At 59.6% G+C, this 18,003-nt stretch carries 18 protein-coding genes and 1 pseudogene; 11 read left to right on the top strand and 8 right to left on the bottom strand.

Annotated elements, in window-relative coordinates; translation table 11 throughout:
• Positions 1 to 3 precede the first annotated feature (3 nt).
• From FFS64_RS25250 to FFS64_RS25240, 3 genes and pseudogenes are all read right to left on the bottom strand, one after another.
• Positions 4 to 498, bottom strand: a pseudogene (locus tag FFS64_RS25250) (TetR/AcrR family transcriptional regulator); the annotation flags it as partial.
• A gap of 423 nt (positions 499 to 921) precedes the next feature.
• The gene (locus FFS64_RS25245; protein ID WP_137807592.1) at positions 922 to 2,277 is read right to left on the bottom strand and encodes a dicarboxylate/amino acid:cation symporter; all 1,356 of its coding nucleotides are present in this window, start codon (positions 2,275 to 2,277) and stop codon (positions 922 to 924) included.
• Between the two features lie 107 nt (positions 2,278 to 2,384).
• A complete protein-coding gene (locus tag FFS64_RS25240; RefSeq protein WP_137807591.1) occupies positions 2,385 to 3,440 on the bottom strand; it encodes a tartrate dehydrogenase in 1,056 nt (351 codons plus the stop codon).
• Positions 3,441 to 3,577: 137 nt separating this feature from the next.
• Here FFS64_RS25240 and FFS64_RS25235 point away from each other — a divergent pair, with 137 nt between their 5' ends.
• Positions 3,578 to 4,486 (top strand): LysR family transcriptional regulator, encoded by a 909-nt coding sequence (locus FFS64_RS25235; protein WP_137807590.1) that lies wholly within the window; start codon positions 3,578 to 3,580, stop codon positions 4,484 to 4,486.
• On the opposite strand, the gene FFS64_RS25230 is transcribed toward FFS64_RS25235, so the two are convergent.
• Both FFS64_RS25230 and FFS64_RS25225 read right to left on the bottom strand, forming a co-directional pair.
• Positions 4,483 to 4,803, bottom strand: coding sequence for a multidrug efflux SMR transporter (locus FFS64_RS25230; RefSeq protein WP_137807589.1), 321 nt, complete (start codon positions 4,801 to 4,803; stop codon positions 4,483 to 4,485). The two genes, FFS64_RS25235 and FFS64_RS25230, sit on opposite strands and share 4 nt — an antisense overlap.
• Positions 4,804 to 4,863: 60 nt before the next feature.
• Entirely contained in the window at positions 4,864 to 5,319 is a 456-nt protein-coding gene (locus FFS64_RS25225) for a carboxymuconolactone decarboxylase family protein (RefSeq protein WP_137807588.1), read from the bottom strand.
• A gap of 119 nt (positions 5,320 to 5,438) precedes the next feature.
• On the opposite strand from FFS64_RS25225, the gene FFS64_RS25220 reads away from it, so the two are divergent.
• The 3 genes from FFS64_RS25220 to FFS64_RS25210 all read left to right on the top strand — a co-directional run bounded on the left by FFS64_RS25220 (position 5,439) and on the right by FFS64_RS25210 (position 8,231).
• Positions 5,439 to 6,860, top strand: a complete 1,422-nt coding sequence (locus FFS64_RS25220; protein WP_137807587.1) for a PLP-dependent aminotransferase family protein — start codon at positions 5,439 to 5,441, stop codon at positions 6,858 to 6,860.
• Positions 6,861 to 6,973: 113 nt separating this feature from the next.
• Positions 6,974 to 7,606: an FMN-dependent NADH-azoreductase gene (locus FFS64_RS25215; protein ID WP_137807586.1), complete on the top strand. Its 633-nt coding sequence runs from the start codon at positions 6,974 to 6,976 to the stop codon at positions 7,604 to 7,606.
• 25 nt (positions 7,607 to 7,631) lie between these two features.
• Positions 7,632 to 8,231, top strand: a complete 600-nt coding sequence (locus FFS64_RS25210) for a TIGR00730 family Rossman fold protein (protein WP_137807585.1) — start codon at positions 7,632 to 7,634, stop codon at positions 8,229 to 8,231.
• 100 nt (positions 8,232 to 8,331) lie between these two features.
• Here the strand turns inward: FFS64_RS25210 and FFS64_RS25205 are convergent, their stop codons facing one another.
• The 3 genes from FFS64_RS25205 to FFS64_RS25190 form a co-directional block, all read right to left on the bottom strand.
• A complete protein-coding gene (locus tag FFS64_RS25205) occupies positions 8,332 to 8,979 on the bottom strand; it encodes a hypothetical protein (protein WP_137807618.1) in 648 nt (215 codons plus the stop codon).
• A 728-nt stretch (positions 8,980 to 9,707) separates the two neighbouring features.
• Positions 9,708 to 10,124, bottom strand: a complete 417-nt coding sequence (locus tag FFS64_RS25200) for an organic hydroperoxide resistance protein (RefSeq protein ID WP_095193531.1) — start codon at positions 10,122 to 10,124, stop codon at positions 9,708 to 9,710.
• A 511-nt stretch (positions 10,125 to 10,635) separates the two neighbouring features.
• Positions 10,636 to 10,965 carry a hypothetical protein gene (locus tag FFS64_RS25190; protein WP_095193530.1) on the bottom strand — a complete coding sequence of 110 codons (330 nt, stop codon included), beginning with the start codon at positions 10,963 to 10,965 and terminating at the stop codon, positions 10,636 to 10,638.
• Positions 10,966 to 11,150: 185 nt separating this feature from the next.
• On the opposite strand from FFS64_RS25190, the gene potE reads away from it, so the two are divergent.
• From potE to FFS64_RS25155, 7 genes are all read left to right on the top strand, one after another.
• Positions 11,151 to 12,560 (top strand): putrescine-ornithine antiporter, encoded by a 1,410-nt coding sequence (gene potE, locus FFS64_RS25185; protein WP_137807584.1) that lies wholly within the window; start codon positions 11,151 to 11,153, stop codon positions 12,558 to 12,560.
• The gene (locus tag FFS64_RS25180; protein WP_137807583.1) at positions 12,557 to 14,842 is read left to right on the top strand and encodes an Orn/Lys/Arg decarboxylase N-terminal domain-containing protein; all 2,286 of its coding nucleotides are present in this window, start codon (positions 12,557 to 12,559) and stop codon (positions 14,840 to 14,842) included. Before potE ends, FFS64_RS25180 begins: the two co-directional genes overlap by 4 nt.
• A gap of 177 nt (positions 14,843 to 15,019) precedes the next feature.
• Positions 15,020 to 15,421 carry a hypothetical protein gene (locus FFS64_RS25175; protein ID WP_137807582.1) on the top strand — a complete coding sequence of 134 codons (402 nt, stop codon included), beginning with the start codon at positions 15,020 to 15,022 and terminating at the stop codon, positions 15,419 to 15,421.
• The gene (locus FFS64_RS25170; RefSeq protein ID WP_137807581.1) at positions 15,421 to 15,960 is read left to right on the top strand and encodes a phosphohydrolase; all 540 of its coding nucleotides are present in this window, start codon (positions 15,421 to 15,423) and stop codon (positions 15,958 to 15,960) included. The genes FFS64_RS25175 and FFS64_RS25170 overlap by 1 nt, the downstream gene beginning before the upstream one ends.
• A 205-nt stretch (positions 15,961 to 16,165) precedes the next feature.
• Entirely contained in the window at positions 16,166 to 16,444 is a 279-nt protein-coding gene (locus tag FFS64_RS25165; protein WP_137807580.1) for a DUF3303 domain-containing protein, read from the top strand.
• Between the two features lie 131 nt (positions 16,445 to 16,575).
• Complete coding sequence (locus FFS64_RS25160; protein WP_137807579.1) at positions 16,576 to 17,115, top strand: RNA polymerase sigma factor; 540 nt, start codon at positions 16,576 to 16,578, stop codon at positions 17,113 to 17,115.
• Positions 17,112 to 17,948, top strand: a complete 837-nt coding sequence (locus FFS64_RS25155) for a FecR family protein (protein WP_372242188.1) — start codon at positions 17,112 to 17,114, stop codon at positions 17,946 to 17,948. The genes FFS64_RS25160 and FFS64_RS25155 overlap by 4 nt, the downstream gene beginning before the upstream one ends.
• Positions 17,949 to 18,003 lie beyond the last annotated feature (55 nt).

Raw genomic sequence — 18,003 nt, 5'->3', positions numbered from 1 at the left:
ACCTCAGCCGCCGCAGATCACGTTGACCGCGTTGCGCGCAAGCCCGGTCAACTCGTCCCTGGATTTGCCCGCTCGCGCCCGGATCGAGATGCTGTGCAGCAGGGATGAGGCGAGTACCGCCAGCGCCGGCGCGTCAACATCACCTTTCAACTCGCCGGTTTCGATGGCCGTGCGCAGGCGCACTTCCAGATCGGCATCGAGCCAGCTGAGCCGGTCTGACAGCACTTCGCGTATCTGCGGATCCTCGACTGCCTCGGTGGTCGCGGTGCCGATGGCAAAACAGCCGCGCGGCTGGCCTTCGCCCGAAAAGTAAATCGCCAACTGCCCCTCATAAAAACGCATCAATGCGTCATGCAGTGATAACTCGGTATCGGTCAGCGCGGCCCGCATATCGGCGGCGGCCGTTTCCCAGTACTGCTCGAGCGCCTTGATGTACAGCGCATGTTTGTCGCCGAAGGCCGCATAGTGGCTGGGGCGATTCATGCCGGCCGCCGTGGCCCGAAAGCTCTGTGGGGTGGCATTTGCCCTGATGAAAAATCAGAGCAAATACCTGTCAGCCTGAGAGTTCAGGGTTGCCGGGCAACATAGAATCTCCGACATTTGGATCGCAGATAGGCCCGCAACCAGGTCGGCTATCAGGCCGCCGCGCTTTTGATCTTGATCTGCCCCGTCGGAAGGCCGAGTGGAGGTTCTGCGCAGTGGGCAACCCGGCATGGATGCCGGGTTAGCCGCGCTGGGCCAGGGATGGCCCATCGCGGCGGGCCCACGGAGCAGGACCGGAGCGAGGGTATGCCGAGCATTAGCGAGGCACCGTACGTCAGGGGATAAAGCGCTTGGTTACTTGGCGCTTTTCCAAGTAACCCGCCGTAAGGGCGGAACCAATAGTGGCCACAACCGAAGAAATGGATATGTACTTGCGCTCTATGCCCGAGAAACGTTTTTCAAGTTAGACAGCAAGGGATCCGCCACCACCGACGTCGGCACAAACACACTCTCACCCTGCACCACCTCCGACTTCTCCTCCACCACCTCCCCATTCAACGCCTTGTGCATCTTCACCGTATCCAACGCCCCCACCCACTTGGCAATCGCCATGGTGCCAACACCATTGCCGATGGTATTGGTGATCGCCCGAGCCTCCGACATGAACCGGTCAACACCCAGCAGCAACACCATGCCCGCCACCGGAATCGTACCGAGGGACGACAGCGTGGCCGCCAGAATGATGAAGCCGGAACCGGTGACGCCCGCCGAGCCCTTGGAGGTGAACATCAGCACCGCCAGCACGATCAATTGATCGGTCAGGGTCAGTGGCGTGTTGGTCGCCTGGGCAATGAAAATCGCCGCGATGGTGTAGTAGATCGCCTGCCCGTCCGGGTTGAAGGTCAAGCCGGAGGGAATGATCATCCCGGCGACGGGTTTGGAGACGCCGGCCTTTTCCATCTTGGAAATCATCTGCGGCAGCACCGATTCCGAAGAGCTGGTGCCCAGCACGGTGAACAGTTCTTCCTTGATGAACTTGAGGAATTTCCACAGGCTGAAACCGCTGTAGCGGCAGATCGGACCGAGTACAAAAATCACAAACACCGCACAGGTCAGGTACACGCAAGCCATCAGCTTGCCCAGGGAGAACAGCGAACCAAAACCGTACTTGCCGATGGTGAACGCAATGGCACCGAATGCGCCGATCGGGGCCAGGCGCATGACCATATTGACGATGCGGAACATGCCCTGCATCAGGCTGTCCAGAGTGTCGACGAACGCTTTGCCGCGCGGTCCGACATGGGCCAGGGCGATGCCCAGCAGAATGGAAAACAGCAGGATTTGCAGGACGTTACCCTTGGCGAAGGCATCGACAATGGTGTCGGGGATGATGTTCATGACGAAGTCCATGAACGAGGCATGCTTGCCTGCCGTAGTGTACGTGGCGATGCTGGCGGTATCGAGCGTGGCGACATCGATGTTCATGCCGGCACCGGGCTTGAACACATCGACCACCACCAGCCCGACCACCAGCGCCAGAGTCGACACCACTTCGAAATACAGCAGCGCGCGAAAGCCGACCCGGCCCAGTTCCTTCATGTTATCCATGCGTGCGATGCCCGTGACCACCGTCAGGAAAATCACCGGTGCGAGGAGCATCTTGATCAGTTTGATGAAGGCGTCGCCCAAGGGTTTGAGCGCGGTTCCGGTTTCGGGTACGAAGACCCCGACGATGGCACCGAGGATCACGGCGAGGAGTACTTGTACGTAGAGTTTGCCGAATATTCTTTTCATGACAGGGCCCTGATTTTTTATTGTTGTCAGGAAATGCCCTGGGGTCGGACACGCATGTCCGCCCCCGGGCGTTGTGCCGCAGTACTACTTTGAATCGCTGGGAATGATCAGCGGTTGATCAACGCAATCACCGCGTCGGTGATCTGCCGTGTGGTGGCGTTGCCGCCCAGGTCCGGGGTGTGCAAACCGCTTTCGGTGACGGCCTCGATGGCCGACATCAGGTGCTTCGCCGCAGCGGCTTCGCCCAGGTGTTCGAGCATCATGGCCGCAGTCCAGAAGGTCGCTATCGGGTTGGCCACGCCTTTGCCGGTGATGTCGAAGGCCGAGCCGTGGATCGGCTCGAACATTGACGGGAATTTTCGCGAAGGGTTGAGGTTGGCGGTCGGCGCTATGCCCAAGCTGCCGGACAGCGCGGCGGCCAGATCCGAGAGGATATCGGCGTGCAGGTTGGTGGCGACGATCACGTCCAGAGTCGACGGCTTGAGCACCATGCGCGTGGTCACGGCGTCGACCAGCTCCTTGTCGATCTTCACGTCCGGGAAGTCTTTGGCCACTTCGTAGAAAATCTCGTCCCACAGCACCATGCCATGGCGCTGGGCGTTGGACTTGGTGACCATGGTCAGGTGTTTGCGCGGGCGGCTTTGCGCCAGTTCGAAGGCGAAGCGGTGAATGCGCTCGACCCCGGCCCGGGTGAACACCGAGACTTCGGTGGCGACTTCTTCCGGCAGGCCACGGTGCACGCGGCCGCCGTTGCCGGAGTACTCGCCTTCGGAGTTTTCCCGCACCACCACCCAGTCGATCTGGTTACCGTTGTGCAGCGGGCTCTTCACCCCCGGCAAGACACGGGCTGGACGCACATTGGCGTATTGGTCGAAGCCCTGGCAGATCGGCAGGCGCAGGCCCCACAGCGAAATGTGGTCCGGGACGTTGAGCGCACCGACCGCACCGAAGAAAATCGCGTCGAAGGTTTTCAGTTCTTCCAGGCCACCTTCGGGAATGTAGTAGCCGTTTTTCAGGTAGTTATCGGAGTTCCAGTCGAAGTGTTTGAAATCCAGTTCAAAGCCGGATTTTCTCGACAGGGCCTGCAGCACCTCGACGCCTGCGGCGATCACTTCCACACCGATACCGTCACCTGGCACTGCAGCGATTTTGTATGCGTTCATTGTTGACTCCACTCTCGTCGATTTCTTGTTGTTCCCGTCGAACCGGACTGTTCAGGCGGGGTGTGAGCGGAGTATATGTAGTGAACAAATAGGTGTGAGTTACTCCAAATCACTACATAAATAACTTTGAGTTACGAATGAGCCAAACCCTGGATTTGTCGTTTTTCTACCTGTTGGCCAACAAAGGCAGCCTCGCGGCGACCGCCCGGGAGTTGGGCATCACGCCTCCGGCGGTGAGCAAGCGCCTGACGGCATTGGAAGCGCGATTGGGCATCCGCCTGGTCAACCGCACCACGCGCTCGATGAGCCTGACCTCCGAAGGCGAGCTGTATTTCTCCCAGGCGGCGCGCATCCTCACCCAGATCAATGAACTTGAGCAGTTGGTCAGCAGCAGCCGCGCGACACCCAAGGGCCTGATTCGGGTCAATGCTTCCCTCGGCTTTGGCCGCCGCCACATCGGCCCTGCCCTCGCCGCGTTCTACGCGCAATACCCGGAAGTGGAAATTCAGCTGGAGATCAGCGACCACCCGCTGGACCTGGCCACCCACGGCTTCGATTTGGGCATTCGCTTCGGCACCCTGCCCGACGCGGCTTTCCATGCACGCAAGATCGCCTCCAACCGCCGCTTGCTGTGTGCTTCGCCGCTGTACCTGGACAAATTCGGCACTCCGCAGAAGCTCAGCGACCTACAAAATCACAACTGCATTTTCATCCGGCAGAACGAGTCGCCCTATGGCGTCTGGAGCTTCACCAACGGCGGGCACACCGACAACATCAAGGTGCATGGCGCCCTGGGTTGCAACGATGGCGAGGTGGCCCTGAACTGGGCGCTGGAGGGGTTCGGGATTTTGCTGCGGGCCGAATGGGACATCGCCCGCTATGTGCGCAGTGGCCGCTTGCGCCTGGTGCTGGAAGACCAGACGCCGACCCGCGCCGACGTGTATGCGGTGTACCCGCAACAGCTGCATTTATCGGCGCGGGTGCGCAGCCTGATCGACTTTCTGATCGAACGCTTCAAGCACATCGACAACGTCGAGGACAGCTAATGGGCTGACACCAGTTTGAGCCCGATGACCCCGGCCAGAATCACGCCGATGCAGAGTATCCGCAGCGGCGCCGTGGAGTCGCCCAGCAACGCCATACCGACAATCGCGGTACCCGCCGCGCCGATGCCGGTCCACACCGCATAAGCCGTCCCCACCGGCAAGGTGCGCAACGAGAGTGAAAGCAGAAAGACGCTCGACAGGCCGGTGACGACCGTCAGGACGCCGGGGACCAGCCGTGTGAAACCTTCAGAGCCCTTCATGTAGAAGGCGAAGGCGATTTCCAGAATGCCAGCGATGCCAAGCATTGCCCAGGCCATATTCAACAACTCCTTCTTGGGGCTCGCCGGGCATCCAAGCCGGGCGAGCGAGACTGAGGGTCAGGCTTTTTCAGCAGCCGCCGGTTTCGAACGGAACGCCACGCCGAACCGATTGAAGGCGTTCATCAAGCCGATGGCATAGGTAAGGTCCGCCAGTTCCTTTTCGCTGAACACCGCCGCCACGGCGGCATAGTCGGCATCGGCCACGCCGGTATCAGCGACTTGCGTGACGCATTCCGCCCAGGCCAGGGCCACGCGTTCGCGGTAGGTGAATACATCCCCGGCGTCGCGCCATACCGGCACCAGCACCATTTTTTCAACGGCAACGCCAAGCTTGATCAAATCCCGCGAATGCATGTCGATGCAGAACGCGCAGCCGTTGATTTGCGAAACCCGCAGGTAAACCAGGTCGATCAGCTCGGTGGGCAAGCCGGTCTTGAGCAGGTAGCCGTACACGTTGCCGAAAGCCTTGTAACCTTCAGGGGCAGCGCTGGCGTAGTCGATACGTTGAGTCATGATCAATCCTCGGATTTGCTGTTTGGAGGACTGCATCGTGGGCCTGCTTGGCCCATTGGAAAAGATCCATATTCCAGCTAATGTCCTGGGCCATGATTGCTTTTTTCCAGAGCCAGCCCATGACAAACCCCGCCCTCACAAACCTTTCCCCTCTCGATCCCACGTCGACCGAGCCGATTTACCGGCAAATCTACTGGCGGTTCCGCAGAGCGATTTCCGAGGGTGTACTCGTGCCAGGCGAGCGCATTCCTGCGGCCCGGGCACTGGCCATAGAGCTTGGGCTGGCACGCGGCACGATCGATACCGCGTACTCGTTGCTGGCGGCTGAAGGTTACATTCAATCCCGTGGCCAGGCCGGCACGGTGGTGGCCGCGGGGGTGAATGTCAGGACTGGTAGTGTTCGCACCGAACAGCCTTCGAACTCACCCACCGCTGCGTCGATCCGGCACAAGGCGCCCGTGCTGCCCTTTCAAATGGCGCTGCCCGCGCTGGATGCGTTTCCGCGAAAAATCTGGGCGCAGATCGGCGCGCGATGCGTGCGTGCCACACAGATTCCGGACATGGCTACCCCGTCGGCCAAGGGGCTGGAATCGTTGCGCAATGCGATTGCCACCTACCTGCAGGTGGCGCGCGGCATCACCTGCCAGCCTTCGCAAGTGTTCGTGACCACGGGCTATCGCAACACCCTGGGGTTGATCGTTCACGCGCTGCTCAATCCGGGCGACCAGATCCTCGTCGAGGATCCGGGTTACCCCCCTACTCGCCAGTTACTGGAACATTTGCACCTCCAGCTTGCCCCGGTTCCGGTGGACCAGGACGGCATGCAGGTCGTGCAGGGCGTGAGCCAAACACCGAACGCACGCGCCGCCGTGGTCACACCGGCCCATCAGAGCCCGCTGTGTGTGTCGCTATCACTGCCGCGACGCCTGGAGCTGCTTGAATGGGCGGCCCGCCGGCAAGCGTGGATCATCGAGGACGACTACGATGGCGAATACCGCTATGTCAGCCGACCGCTGCCCGCGCTCAAGAGCCTGGATCGCGATGGCCGCGTACTCTATGCCGGCACCTTCAGCAAAGTGCTGTTTCCCGGCATCCGCCTCGCCTATCTGGTGGTGCCACCCGGGCAGGTCGAACGCTTCGAACGGATCAGCCAGACCCTCTTCGGAGGCTGCCCGGAACTGACCCAGGCCATCGTCGCGACGTTCATGACCGACGGCCATTTCGCCCGGCACATCCAGCGTATGCGCAAACTCTACGGCGAACGCCGCGAAGCGACGGTGAGAGGGTTGAAGAAAGTCTTGGGCGACCACATTCACATCGATGCCCAACCCGGCGGTATGCACCTGAATCTGCGGCTTGCGCAACCTCAGTCAGATCTTGAGCTGGTCGAACGCCTGCTGCAGGCGGGTATTTACGCCGAACCCCTGAGTGAATGCAGCATCGCTTCGCCAACACTTTGCGGGCTGATGCTGGGTTTCGCCAACATCGACTCGCAAGCCGCCGCCGAACAGCTGGGGAAACGCATTCTGGCGTTGATCTGAGCGCGCCCGTGCAAAAATCATGGCCTGGTCACGCAGGCAATTCTTGGCTCTTTGTCGCTGGTCCAAGCGGCCACATCATGCAGGCCCTGCCTCCACCAACAGCGAAGGGTCCCATGAAAATACTGCGCGTGATTTGCAGCCCGCGAGGGACAGCCTCCGAGAGCTATCGGCTCTCGCAAACCCTCATCAAGCACCTGATCGACAGCCATCGCGTCAGCGATTTCATCATCACCGAGCGCGGCGTCACCGGGCTTGCGCATATCGATGCCGACTATGCCGAAGCGGTGAGCAAACGCCGCGACCCGTCCAGCACCATGGCCACCAGCGGCGCCCTGTGGCAGTCCGAGCAATTGATTCGCGAGCTGGAAAACGCCGACTGCGTAGTGATTGCCACCCCCATGCACAACCTGATGGTGCCTTCGGCGTTGAAGGCCTGGCTCGACCATGTGATCCAGGCAGACCGAACCTTTCGCATCACCGCAGAAGGCAAGGTCGGCGCCCTGCGCGATCGGCCGGTGTTTATCGCTGTCGCCTCAGGCAGTACTTTCACCGGCGTCGATGCCCAGCAACCGGACTTCTTGCGGCCCTGGCTGACGACCGTACTGGCGAGCATCGGCTTGCGCGACCTGAGGTTTTTCACCGTGGAGGGGACCGGGCAAAAACCGGAAATTTTGAACGCCACCCGGGAAAAAACCGAGCGCGAAGCCGCACGTTATTTCTCCAGTCTCGCGCCAGTACCGGCCTGAACCCGCCTCCACCAGGAAAAACTCGATGACCAACGCTTCTACCCTGCGCAGCATTGCCGTGTTCTGCGGTTCCAACGACGGCTTCAATCCCGATTATGTCGAAGGCGCCCGCGCCCTGGGCCGGGAAATCGCCCGGCGCGGTTTGCGCCTGGTGTATGGCGGCACCCGCAAGGGCTTGATGGGTGTCATCGCCGATAGCGTGCTCGCCGAGGGCGGTCAGGTCATCGGCATCATCACGCGCCTGCTGTTCGAACTCGGGCATGTGCACGAAGGGCTGGCCCGCTTTGAAGTGACACAGGACATGCGCAGCCGCAAGGCGCGCATGAGCGAATGCGCCGATGCCTTCATTGCCTTGCCGGGCGGGCTGGGAACCTTTGAGGAGTTGTTTGAAGCGGCGACGCTGACGCAACTGGGTGAACACCGAAAAGCTGTTGCGTGCCTGAACATCGGTGGATTTTTCAATCCGGTGCGCAGCCTGCTCGATCACGCGGTGAAGGAAGGCTTCATGAAGGCCGAACACAGCGAGATGCTGATGTTCGACACCGACCCTTCGGCCCTGCTTGATGCCCTTGAACGGTGGCAGGCGCCGACCGTAACGAAGTGGATTGGCCCGGGCCCCATTTGATCTCGACGCTTTCAGGTCCTGGCGATGCTGCTCCCAACATCTGTCGCCAGGACCCTTTTTACATCAGCGCCAACGAGTCAGGCTCGGGTGCCTTACAGGCTTAGTGCGCGGCTGCATTTGTCCACTGCGGCGTGGTGAGACTGTTCTGGCGCTTGGCCCGCTGAGTCAGTGCCAGCATCGCCAGGAAGCCCAGCACGATCAGCACCGGATACGCCATCAACAGTTCGGAGAGTGAATACTTCCAGGCCAAGGGACGCCCGACACCGAGCATGGCGGCATACATCCAGGACACCGCCGACAGCGAGCCACAAAACAGCGCCAGCATCCGTGCACTCAATCCGAGTTCAAGCAAGGAGCCTGCCTTTTGCAGTGCGGGCAATACCAGGTTGTGCAGCAGGACGCCGTTGTAGGTCAGCAGCACGACAATGATCACCTTGGCGTGAAGCTTCGGATTCATGAAGTATTCCGTGCCTTTGCCCAGGTAATCGATGCCAATGATGGCGGCGCCTGTCACCCAGAGACCGATCAATGCCCAGACGACAGATCGCTGAAGGCTTTCCATGTGCGCAAGATCATGTTCAGTGAAGGCCTTGCGTTTCCACAGGTCCCTGACCATTGCGATATCACTGGTCAGCACTAAACCAATTGCCACGCAGCAGGCGACCAGATGAACGTAAACAACGCCCAGCCGCAATAACTCCATGAATTCTTTATGTTCGATCAGGCTCATAATTGTATTTATCGCCACGGGTATGTTCTCCACCTTATTCGATAGTACAGATCGGCCAATCAACAGAGCATTGCTTTTAAATAACCCTGCAAGACCTTGCTCATACAAGAAAGCAAGCAATAGATTTATTATCCAAATCCTATTGATGCGGTAAGTGAATCGATGACAGCTTAGTTAGAACCTCTCAAATTTCAGGTAAAAACCCCCCATTTGCATAACTGCATATGAGGTTCGGGTTTCACTTCCTTATTTCGACTTCAAGAGCAGGTCATGGGAGTGACGTGCTGCAGAATCTGAGGGCCTAAGCCCAGGTTTGTTCACTTTTCAGGCTTATCACCGACAAACGGTCGCTGACTTGAGGGTCAACGAAAACGGTACTAACGCCTCAACTTTGCCGTCGATGCCCATTCCAACTGAGCTGCTTGGTTTTACATGACTACCGTCATTGCTCATTGGATCCACTAGTTGCCACACAGGCCAACTAGACGAGCAACAAGCGAACTCCTGTCACTTACACCCCTTGAACTAAAACAGTCATACTATTTTCGAGCGCGCTGAACGCCCAAGAGGCCTCGATGAAAAACAAATGCAAGCGCCTTCAACCGGGCAAACCAAATTAGTTACCAGGTAGTATGCGAGAGAGTTTGAATAAGAGTCGACAAAAGCTCACCACTCATCCCTGGAAGTGTTCAGGTCTCGGCAACACGGATTGCGAAAGCTGTCGCCAAGACCTCTTTTATTTCAACTCAGACGAGCTTGACCACCACGTTGATGTTGTTGCGCGTGGCTTTCGAATACGGGCAGTACTTGTGCCCGGTATCGACGAGTTTCTGCGCGGTTTCACGATCCAGTCCCGGCAGGCTGACATTGAGCCGGGCTTGCAGCAGGTAGCCACCTTCATTGGTGCCCAGGTCGACTTCGGTATCGACGGCCACATCCTTGGGCAGCGCCACCTTCAACTCTTTGGCCGCCACACCCATCGCGCCGATAAAGCAGGCTGACCAACCGGCGGCGAACAGTTGCTCCGGATTGGTCCCCCCGCCGTTGGTGCCCGGTGACGACAGCTTCACATCGAGAATGCCGTCGGAGCTTCTGGACGCGCCGTCCCGACCGCCGGTGGTATGGGTTTTGGCGGTGTACAGTACTTTGTCGAGCTGGGTCATGATGATCTCCTGATTGAAATGAGGTTTATGCACTTTCAGGTGAATCAGAAATTCGGTGTTCCGGGCTGATGCCGGTCATTCAATATAGACGTCGCTGCTCAACCGGGTGCTCGATCCGACAAAGATCATCCTGTAGGAGATCACACTGTGGGAGCTCGCTCCCACAAGGGAATTAGCATATCTGCCAAAGCCAGGTCGGCTATCAGGCCGCCTCGCTTTTGTTTTTGATTTAGGCGCCCCGTTAAACCACGATGGCCGAACGCAGGCATTGATCCGTGGGTAAACCGGCAGGACGCCGGTTTAGCCGCGCTGGGCCATGGATGGCCCAGCGCGGCGACCCACGGAGCAATGCCGGAGTGAGGGCATGCCGAGCCTGGGCGAGGCACCGAGTGGTGGGGCAAGAGCCCTTGGTTACTTGGGGCTCTTCCAAGTGACTCGCTGTAAGAGCGAAACCGCAGGTGGCCATTACCAAAGAAACGGATATGCCCCCGATTAAAAGATCCTGCCAAAATCACTTACGCGCCAACTTATACCTCACACAATCCTCATAAAAACTCTCCCGAACCGCCGCCGGCTTGATCCTTGTCGGACTGTCGTAAGTTTGCTCGGTAATCCCCATCGCCATCATCCGCATCCACGATTTGGAAAACTTGTAAGACTGAATTTTCTGCCGCGCCGCATACAAGGAAACCCCGGATAACTTGAGTTCCTGTGCTCTAGCCGCCGTCCCCGCCCCCCAACTGCACATGTAACGATCATTGGGCTTCAGTTCTTTGGCCTGGGCAATCACTGCAAAACCCGCGACGCCAACCGAGATCAGCGCGATCCATATATTGCGCATTCACTTCCCACCCTAACCGCCTGAAATTGCAGCGATTCTGGCGACAAGCGAGCCACCTGGGGGCCAGCATAATGCCTTATCGGGAAAACACTGATCCGGGTCAGTAAACAAAAGTCATTTTCTTGCGACATTTCAAACCTTTGCTATAGCTATGAGTCTCTTCTGCCAACTAATGGGGCAATGGAATGTCAGTCGCGAAGAAAATGAGTGTGGGGCAACTGACAATGTTGACTGCCGTCAACATGTTGGGCTCAGGCATAGTGCTACTACCGTCGAAACTTGCGGAAGTCGGCGCCATTTCCATCCTTTCCTGGCTGGTGACAGCCACCGGATCCCTCGCACTGGCCTATGCCTTTGCCCGTTGCGGGATGCTCAGCCGAAAAACCGGCGGCATGGGCGGTTACGCCGAATACACCTTCGGCAAGGGCGGAAACTACATCACCAACTACACCTATGGCCTGTCGCTGTTGATTGCCAACGTGGCGATCAGCATCACGGCGGTCGGCTATATCCAGGAGCTGTTCCACATCGAGTTGGGTTCGCTGCAAGTGGGTCTGGCAACCATCGCGCTGTTGTGGGTCACCACCTTCTCCAACTTCGGTGGCGCACGCATTACCGGCCGGATCGGTTCAATCACGGTATGGGGAGTGATTGCGCCGGTGGTGCTGGTATCGACCATTGGCTGGTTCTGGTTTGACAGCAGTGTCTACGCCGCGGGCTGGAACCCGCACAATATGAGCTGGTTTGAAGCCGCAGGGGCGTCGGTGGCAATCACGTTGTGGGCGTTTCTCGGCCTGGAATCGGCGTGCGCCAACACCGACGCGGTGGAAAACCCCGAGAAGAACGTACCGATTGCGGTACTGGGCGGCACCCTTGGCGCGGCGGTGATCTACATCGTCTCGACCAACGTCATCGCCGGTATCGTCGATAACCCGGAACTGGCCGCCTCCACCGCGCCGTTCGGCCTGGTCTTCGCCAAGATGTTCACTCCGATGGTCGGTAACATCGTGATGGCGGCGATGGTACTCGCCTGCATCGGTTCGCTGCTGGGTTGGCAGTTCACCATTGCCCAGGTCTATAAAAGCTCGGCGGACACCGGTTACTTCCTGCCGATTTTCGCCAAGGCCAACAAGGCCGGCACGCCCATCGTCGGCATGCTGGTGCTGCTGGCCGCGCAGACGGCGCTGGCCCTTCTGACCATCAGCCCGGACCTGAGCAAGCAGTTCGACACCCTGGTCAACCTCGCGGTGGTCACCAACCTGGTGCCGTACATCCTCTCGATGGCCGCTTTGATGACCATGCAGAAGGTTTCCAACGTGCCGGAAAGCAAGGCGCTCGCCACCAACATCATTGCCTTGATTGCGGCGGCATACAGCTACCTCGCGCTGTACAGCTCGGGCGAGCAGGCGCTGATGCTCGGCGGCGTGGCAACCATTTTCGGCTACACGCTGTTCGGCTTCGTCAACAACCGCCTGATTCGCCTGGAAGCACTCAACAACAGCGTACCGACGCAAACCGTCAGCGCGCAGCACCTCGCTGGCGAGCCCGTGCCGGTGAACAGCTTGAATAAAGCCACTCTGGAGGTTCTAGCATGACGGAATATAAACATTCGCTCGGAATGCTCGCGCTACTGGTCAGCAGCCCCGCGGACAAGAACACGGTATTTGGCCGCGCCCTGGGTCAGTTGGTCCATGACGTAGAGGAACGAGGCGTCAGCGTACTGGCATCGGAAAGTCTCAGCGACGCTGCATCGATCCTGCGTTCGGACCCTGCCATTCAATGCGTGCTGATCCGTTGGGAAATGGACAAGAGCGAAGGCCACGAAAACTGCATCAATTTGTTGGTCAAGCTGCGCGAGCGAAACACGCGGGTACCGGTGTTCCTGATCAGTGACCGCACCACCGCGTCGAGCATTCCGCTGTTGGTCATGCAGCACGCCGACGACTTCATCTGGCTGCCCGAGGACACCTCCCGCTTCCTCAGCGGGCGCATCCTCGCGGCCATCGAACGCTATCGCCAGGCGGCCCTGCCACCGATGTTCGGGGCGCTGGTGAAGTTTGCCCGCACCTATGAATACTCATGGCACACCCCCGGCCACGCTGGCGGCACGGCGTTCCTGAAAAGCACGGCGGGACGGGCTTTCTACGAGTTTTTCGGGGAAAACCTGTTGCGTTCCGACCTGTCGATCTCGGTCGGCGAACTCGGCTCGCTGCTCGATCACAGCGGCCCCATCGGCCAGGGAGAGCGTTACGCCGCCAAGGTCTTCGGCGCACACCGCACGTACTACGTGACCAACGGCTCGTCGATGTCCAACCGCGTCATTCTGATGGCCAGCGTCACACGGGATCAGATCGCCTTGTGCGACCGCAACTGCCACAAGTCCGCTGAACATGCGATGACCCTGTCCGGCGCCATTCCGACTTACCTGGTACCGACCCGCAACCGTTACGGCATCATCGGCCCGATCCTGCCGCAAACCCTGAGCGCCGAAGGCGTGAAGGTAGCCATTGCCAATAACCCGTTGGTCAAGAAAGGCATCGACCCGACACCGGTCCACGCCATCGTCACCAACTCCACCTATGACGGCCTGACCTACAACGTCACCCGCGTCGAAGAGCTGCTGGGCCAGAGTGTCGACCGACTGCATTTCGACGAAGCCTGGTACGGTTATGCGCGTTTCAACCCGTTGTATACCGGGCGCCATGCCATGCACGGCAACCCGGACGATCACGATGCATCCAAGCCGACCGTGTTCGCCACGCAATCGACCCACAAGTTGCTGGCGGCGCTTTCCCAGGCTTCGATGATTCATGTGCGCAACGGCCGCAACCCGATTGAGCATGCGCGCTTCAATGAGTCGTACATGATGCACGCCTCGACTTCTCCCAACTACGCGATCATGGCCTCCTGTGACGTCAGTTCGGCAATGATGGAGGCGCCCAGCGGGCAGATACTCACCACTGAGTCCATCGAAGAAGCCATCAGCTTCCGCCAGGTCCTTTCGCGCATGCATAACGAGATGCTGAGCAAGGACGACTGGTTCTTCACCTGCTGGCAACCACCGACCGTGCAAGTGGGCGCAGCCACCGTGCCGTTCCATGAGGTCGACCCGGCGCAGCTCAAAACCGATCCGAACTGCTGGACCCTGCACCCGAACGAGGTGTGGCATGGTTTTGGCGACATCGAAGACGGCTATTGCATGCTCGACCCGATCAAGGTATCGGTACTCAGCCCCGGCATGGGCGACGACGGTAATCTACTCGATAGGGGCATACCGGCCTGCGTACTCACCGCGTACCTGGGGCGCCAGGGCATCGTGGTCGAGAAAACCACGGACTTCACCATCCTGTTTCTGTTCTCCATCGGCATCACCAAAGGCAAATGGGGCACGCTGCTCAACGCCCTGCTCGACTTCAAGCGCGACTATGACGACAACGTTGAACTGGAGTTGAGCCTGCCTGACCTGCTGGCCGGCAACCAGACGCGTTACGCCGGCATGGGCCTCAAGGACCTGGCCGACGAAATCTTTGCCGCCATGAAGAAACACAAGACCACCGCCAACATGGCCCAGGCCTTCGGCACACTGCCCAAAGCCGAATTCAGCCCGGTGGAGGCCTACGAGAAACTGGTACGCAACGACATCGAACTGGTCACCCTGGAGCAAGCCGCCGGCCGCATCGCCGCCACCGGCATCGTGCCGTACCCACCGGGCATTCCATTGCTGATGCCGGGCGAGAACGCCGGGGCCGCGGATGGGCCGTTGCTGGCCTATCTCAAGGCGCTGGAAGCCTTTGACAAATCCTTCCCCGGCTTCACCCATGACACCCATGGGATCGAAGTCGAGGCCGGGGTTTATCGGATGCTGGTCTTGAAATAGCGGGTCCCCCGACTGTAAGAGCGAGCCTGCTAGCGAAAAACGTCCCGACAACGCGGGCATTCAGACTGCCCGCGTTATCGTTGACGACCATCGCGAGCAGGCTCGCTCCTACAAGGGATCTCCATCAGTCCAAACCCTATGGGCAAACTCGATCACAGCGCTCTATGATTGAACCCCATGACCATCTCTGCTCAGATCCGCCAACCCTGCCCGCCCGGTGCCTGCGATTGCGGGCGTGACCCGTTGCTGGAAACACCGGGGGCGGACGTGCGCATCCTGTTTTTGACCCGCACGGAAGAAAAACGCCTGATCGAGCGCCTGGAAAACCTTTCGAGCTTCCAGGACCTGGAACACCTGCAGCGGCGGATGTTCGAGCAGCTGGGCATCCGCGTCGACATCGTCCCCAGCTTCAACGAAGTGCGGACCATGCGCGGCATCGGCATCTACGTCGGCGACCTGCCGGGACTGTGCCGCAAAACCCGCGCTTCAATTCCGGCCGCGATCCGCCGCGCCATGGAAAAGCGTCCGGAAATCGCCTACGACGTACTCAACGCCAACGACCTGTTGCGGGATGCGTGATGAACCCCATTCTAGAATTCCCCATCACCGACGAGATACTCACCTCGTTCGCGCTGGCGATCGGCCCTGACTTGCCGGGCTATCGCAATCACATCTATCGGGTGCTGAATTTCTATTGCGCCCTCAGCGGCACTGTAGGCCCGCCCGGTGACGCGGTGCAGATCGCCGCGGCGTTCCACGACCTGGGCATCTGGACCGACGACACCCTCGACTACCTGCCGCCGTCAGTTGGCCTGGCCTTGCATTACCTCGAAACCCGCCACCGCACGGAGCTGGGCAGCGAAGTGAGCGCCTTGATTCTGGAACACCACAAGGTGCGCGCCTATCGGTCCTCCCACACGGCAACCGTCGAGCCTTTCAGGCAAGCCGACCTGATCGATGTGTCTCTGGGACTGGTGCGCTTCGGCCTGCCACGGGCATTCATCAAAACCGTGCAATCGACATTTCCCGATCATGGCTTCCACGCCATGCTGATCAGGCTGTCCGCCCGTCAATTCATCCGTTCCCCGCTGCGTCCACTGCCCATGTTTCGCTGGTGAAACAGACAGCTTTTTCCAAACTCAAAAATCACCTGGAACAGGATCAGCGGTCGTACGCGCGGCACGGCGCGCTGCTATGCCTTCACATGGGAGATTTCGCTGCACACCAGCCAGGACGGAACTGGAAACCGAGTGCAAACCTGGCCCCGGCGCCAGCCAGGTGCGCCAAGGAAATCAGGTGCCGATGCGCATCAGGAGGTGGCCGATGTTATTCATAGTCAATTGGACGCTGAGTTCGGAAAATCGCAACCGTGCGATCGAGCGTTTCCTCAAGACCGGTGGCGCGCCCCCCACAGGTGTCAAGTTGATCGGGCGCTGGTACGCCGTCGGTGGCGCGGCGGGGTTTGGCGTGGCCGAGGCCAGTGACCCGGCATTGATCCAGAAGTGGGTACTGGACTGGAGCGACCTCATGAAAATGGAAGTCCACGTCGCGTTGACCGACGAACAGATGGCGCCGCTGCTGGCAGGCGTTTCCGGAAAATAACCGCCAGGGAGGCGGCGAGCGCCGTTCGCCGCCTCCCTGTTCATATTCAGGACAGACTGTATTGCGCGGACTATGAATGAAAAGCTTTCTCATTTATATTGCCTATCGCTCTGCCTCGTCTCAGGTCTGTCATGCCCTTCGATCCTGTCAAACCCTCGCTGATCAGCACCCTGGTGCGTCATTACGACGAACTGGTCGACCATGTTCGTCGGCGCTTCGGTGATCGGGGGTTTGCCCGCGAGGTGGTGCATGACGTTTGCGTGCAGTTGCTGGAGAAGCGCGAAAGGGACAACGTCCGCACGCCCCTGGCGCTGCTGCGCAAGATTTCCCACGATCAGGCGGTGAGTCGTTATCGCAGCGAGCGGCGCCGCCAAGCCTGGGTGGTGGCCATGCCCGAGTTGCCCGAAGCGACTTGCCAGGCGCCGTTGCCCGCGCAGCAATATGAAGCGGCCCGGGAGTTCGAGCGACTGGCGCAAGCCATAACCGAGCTGCCGTCGCGGTGCCAGATGGTGTTCGTCATGCATAAAATCCACGAATTGCCCCAGGCCGAAGTGGCCGCGCGGATGGGTATTTCCTTGAAGACCGTGGAAAAACACCTGCGCCTGGGCCTGGCCGCCTGTCGCGCCCACCTTGATCGCGCGATACCCGATGACACGGAGCGTGCCCATTGAGCCAATCGCCTGCCCCAACGCCATTGTCCCGCGAAGAAGAAGCCCTGGCCCGCCACCGAGAAGAGTTGCGCAACCGCTTTCCAATGCCAACGCCCACCCCGCGCAAGCCACGCAAGGCACTCGGCGCAGCGGTGTTGCTTGTGCTGCTCGGCGCGGGGTTGGCGTGGTTCGATCCGGCGTATCAGCGTGAGCAGTACCACACCGTGATCGGCGAGCGCCGGGTGGTGAAACTGGTCGACGGCAGCCGCATGACCCTCGACAGCGACAGCCGGGTCACGGTCGCCTGGCACCTGCGCTCACGACGGGTGCAACTGCAAACCGGGCAGGCACTGTTCGATGTGTCCAAAACGCTTGTCCGCCCCTTCCAGGTCGATGCCGGTGTCGCCCAGGTCAATGTGTTGGGCACGCTGTTCAGCGTCAGCCATCTTGACGACGCGGTGCGGGTGACCCTGGTGCGCGGTGCCGTCAGCGTCAATGACACCACCGAAACCGGGCACAGTGTACAGCTTGTGCCAGGTCAGCAGGTCGAAGTACGCCAAAAGCTTCTGCAGCCACCGGTTACCGTCGACACCGACGTAGCCATTGCCTGGAAGGACAGCCGGCTGATCTTCGAGCGCACACCGCTGGCCGAAGCCCTGACGCAGATCCAGCGTTACCGCAAGCCGGCGATTGTCCTTGATGACCCGAGCCTGGCCAGCCTGCCGATCAGCGGCGTATTCGATAACCGCAACGTCGAGGACCTATTGAACCTGTTGCCGAGCATATTGCCGCTGAGCCTCAGCACCGAGTTCGATGGCACCCTGCATGTGCGGCGCAAGGCGGCGAAAAAATGATTTTTGATAGCAATTAAGGCTGTTCGCTTTAAAGGGATGGGATAGGGGATATACA

The organism is Pseudomonas sp. G(2018) (genome assembly GCF_005502415.1).
Taxonomy (GTDB): domain Bacteria; phylum Pseudomonadota; class Gammaproteobacteria; order Pseudomonadales; family Pseudomonadaceae; genus Aquipseudomonas.
This window is presented reverse-complemented; position numbering and strand designations above follow the sequence as displayed.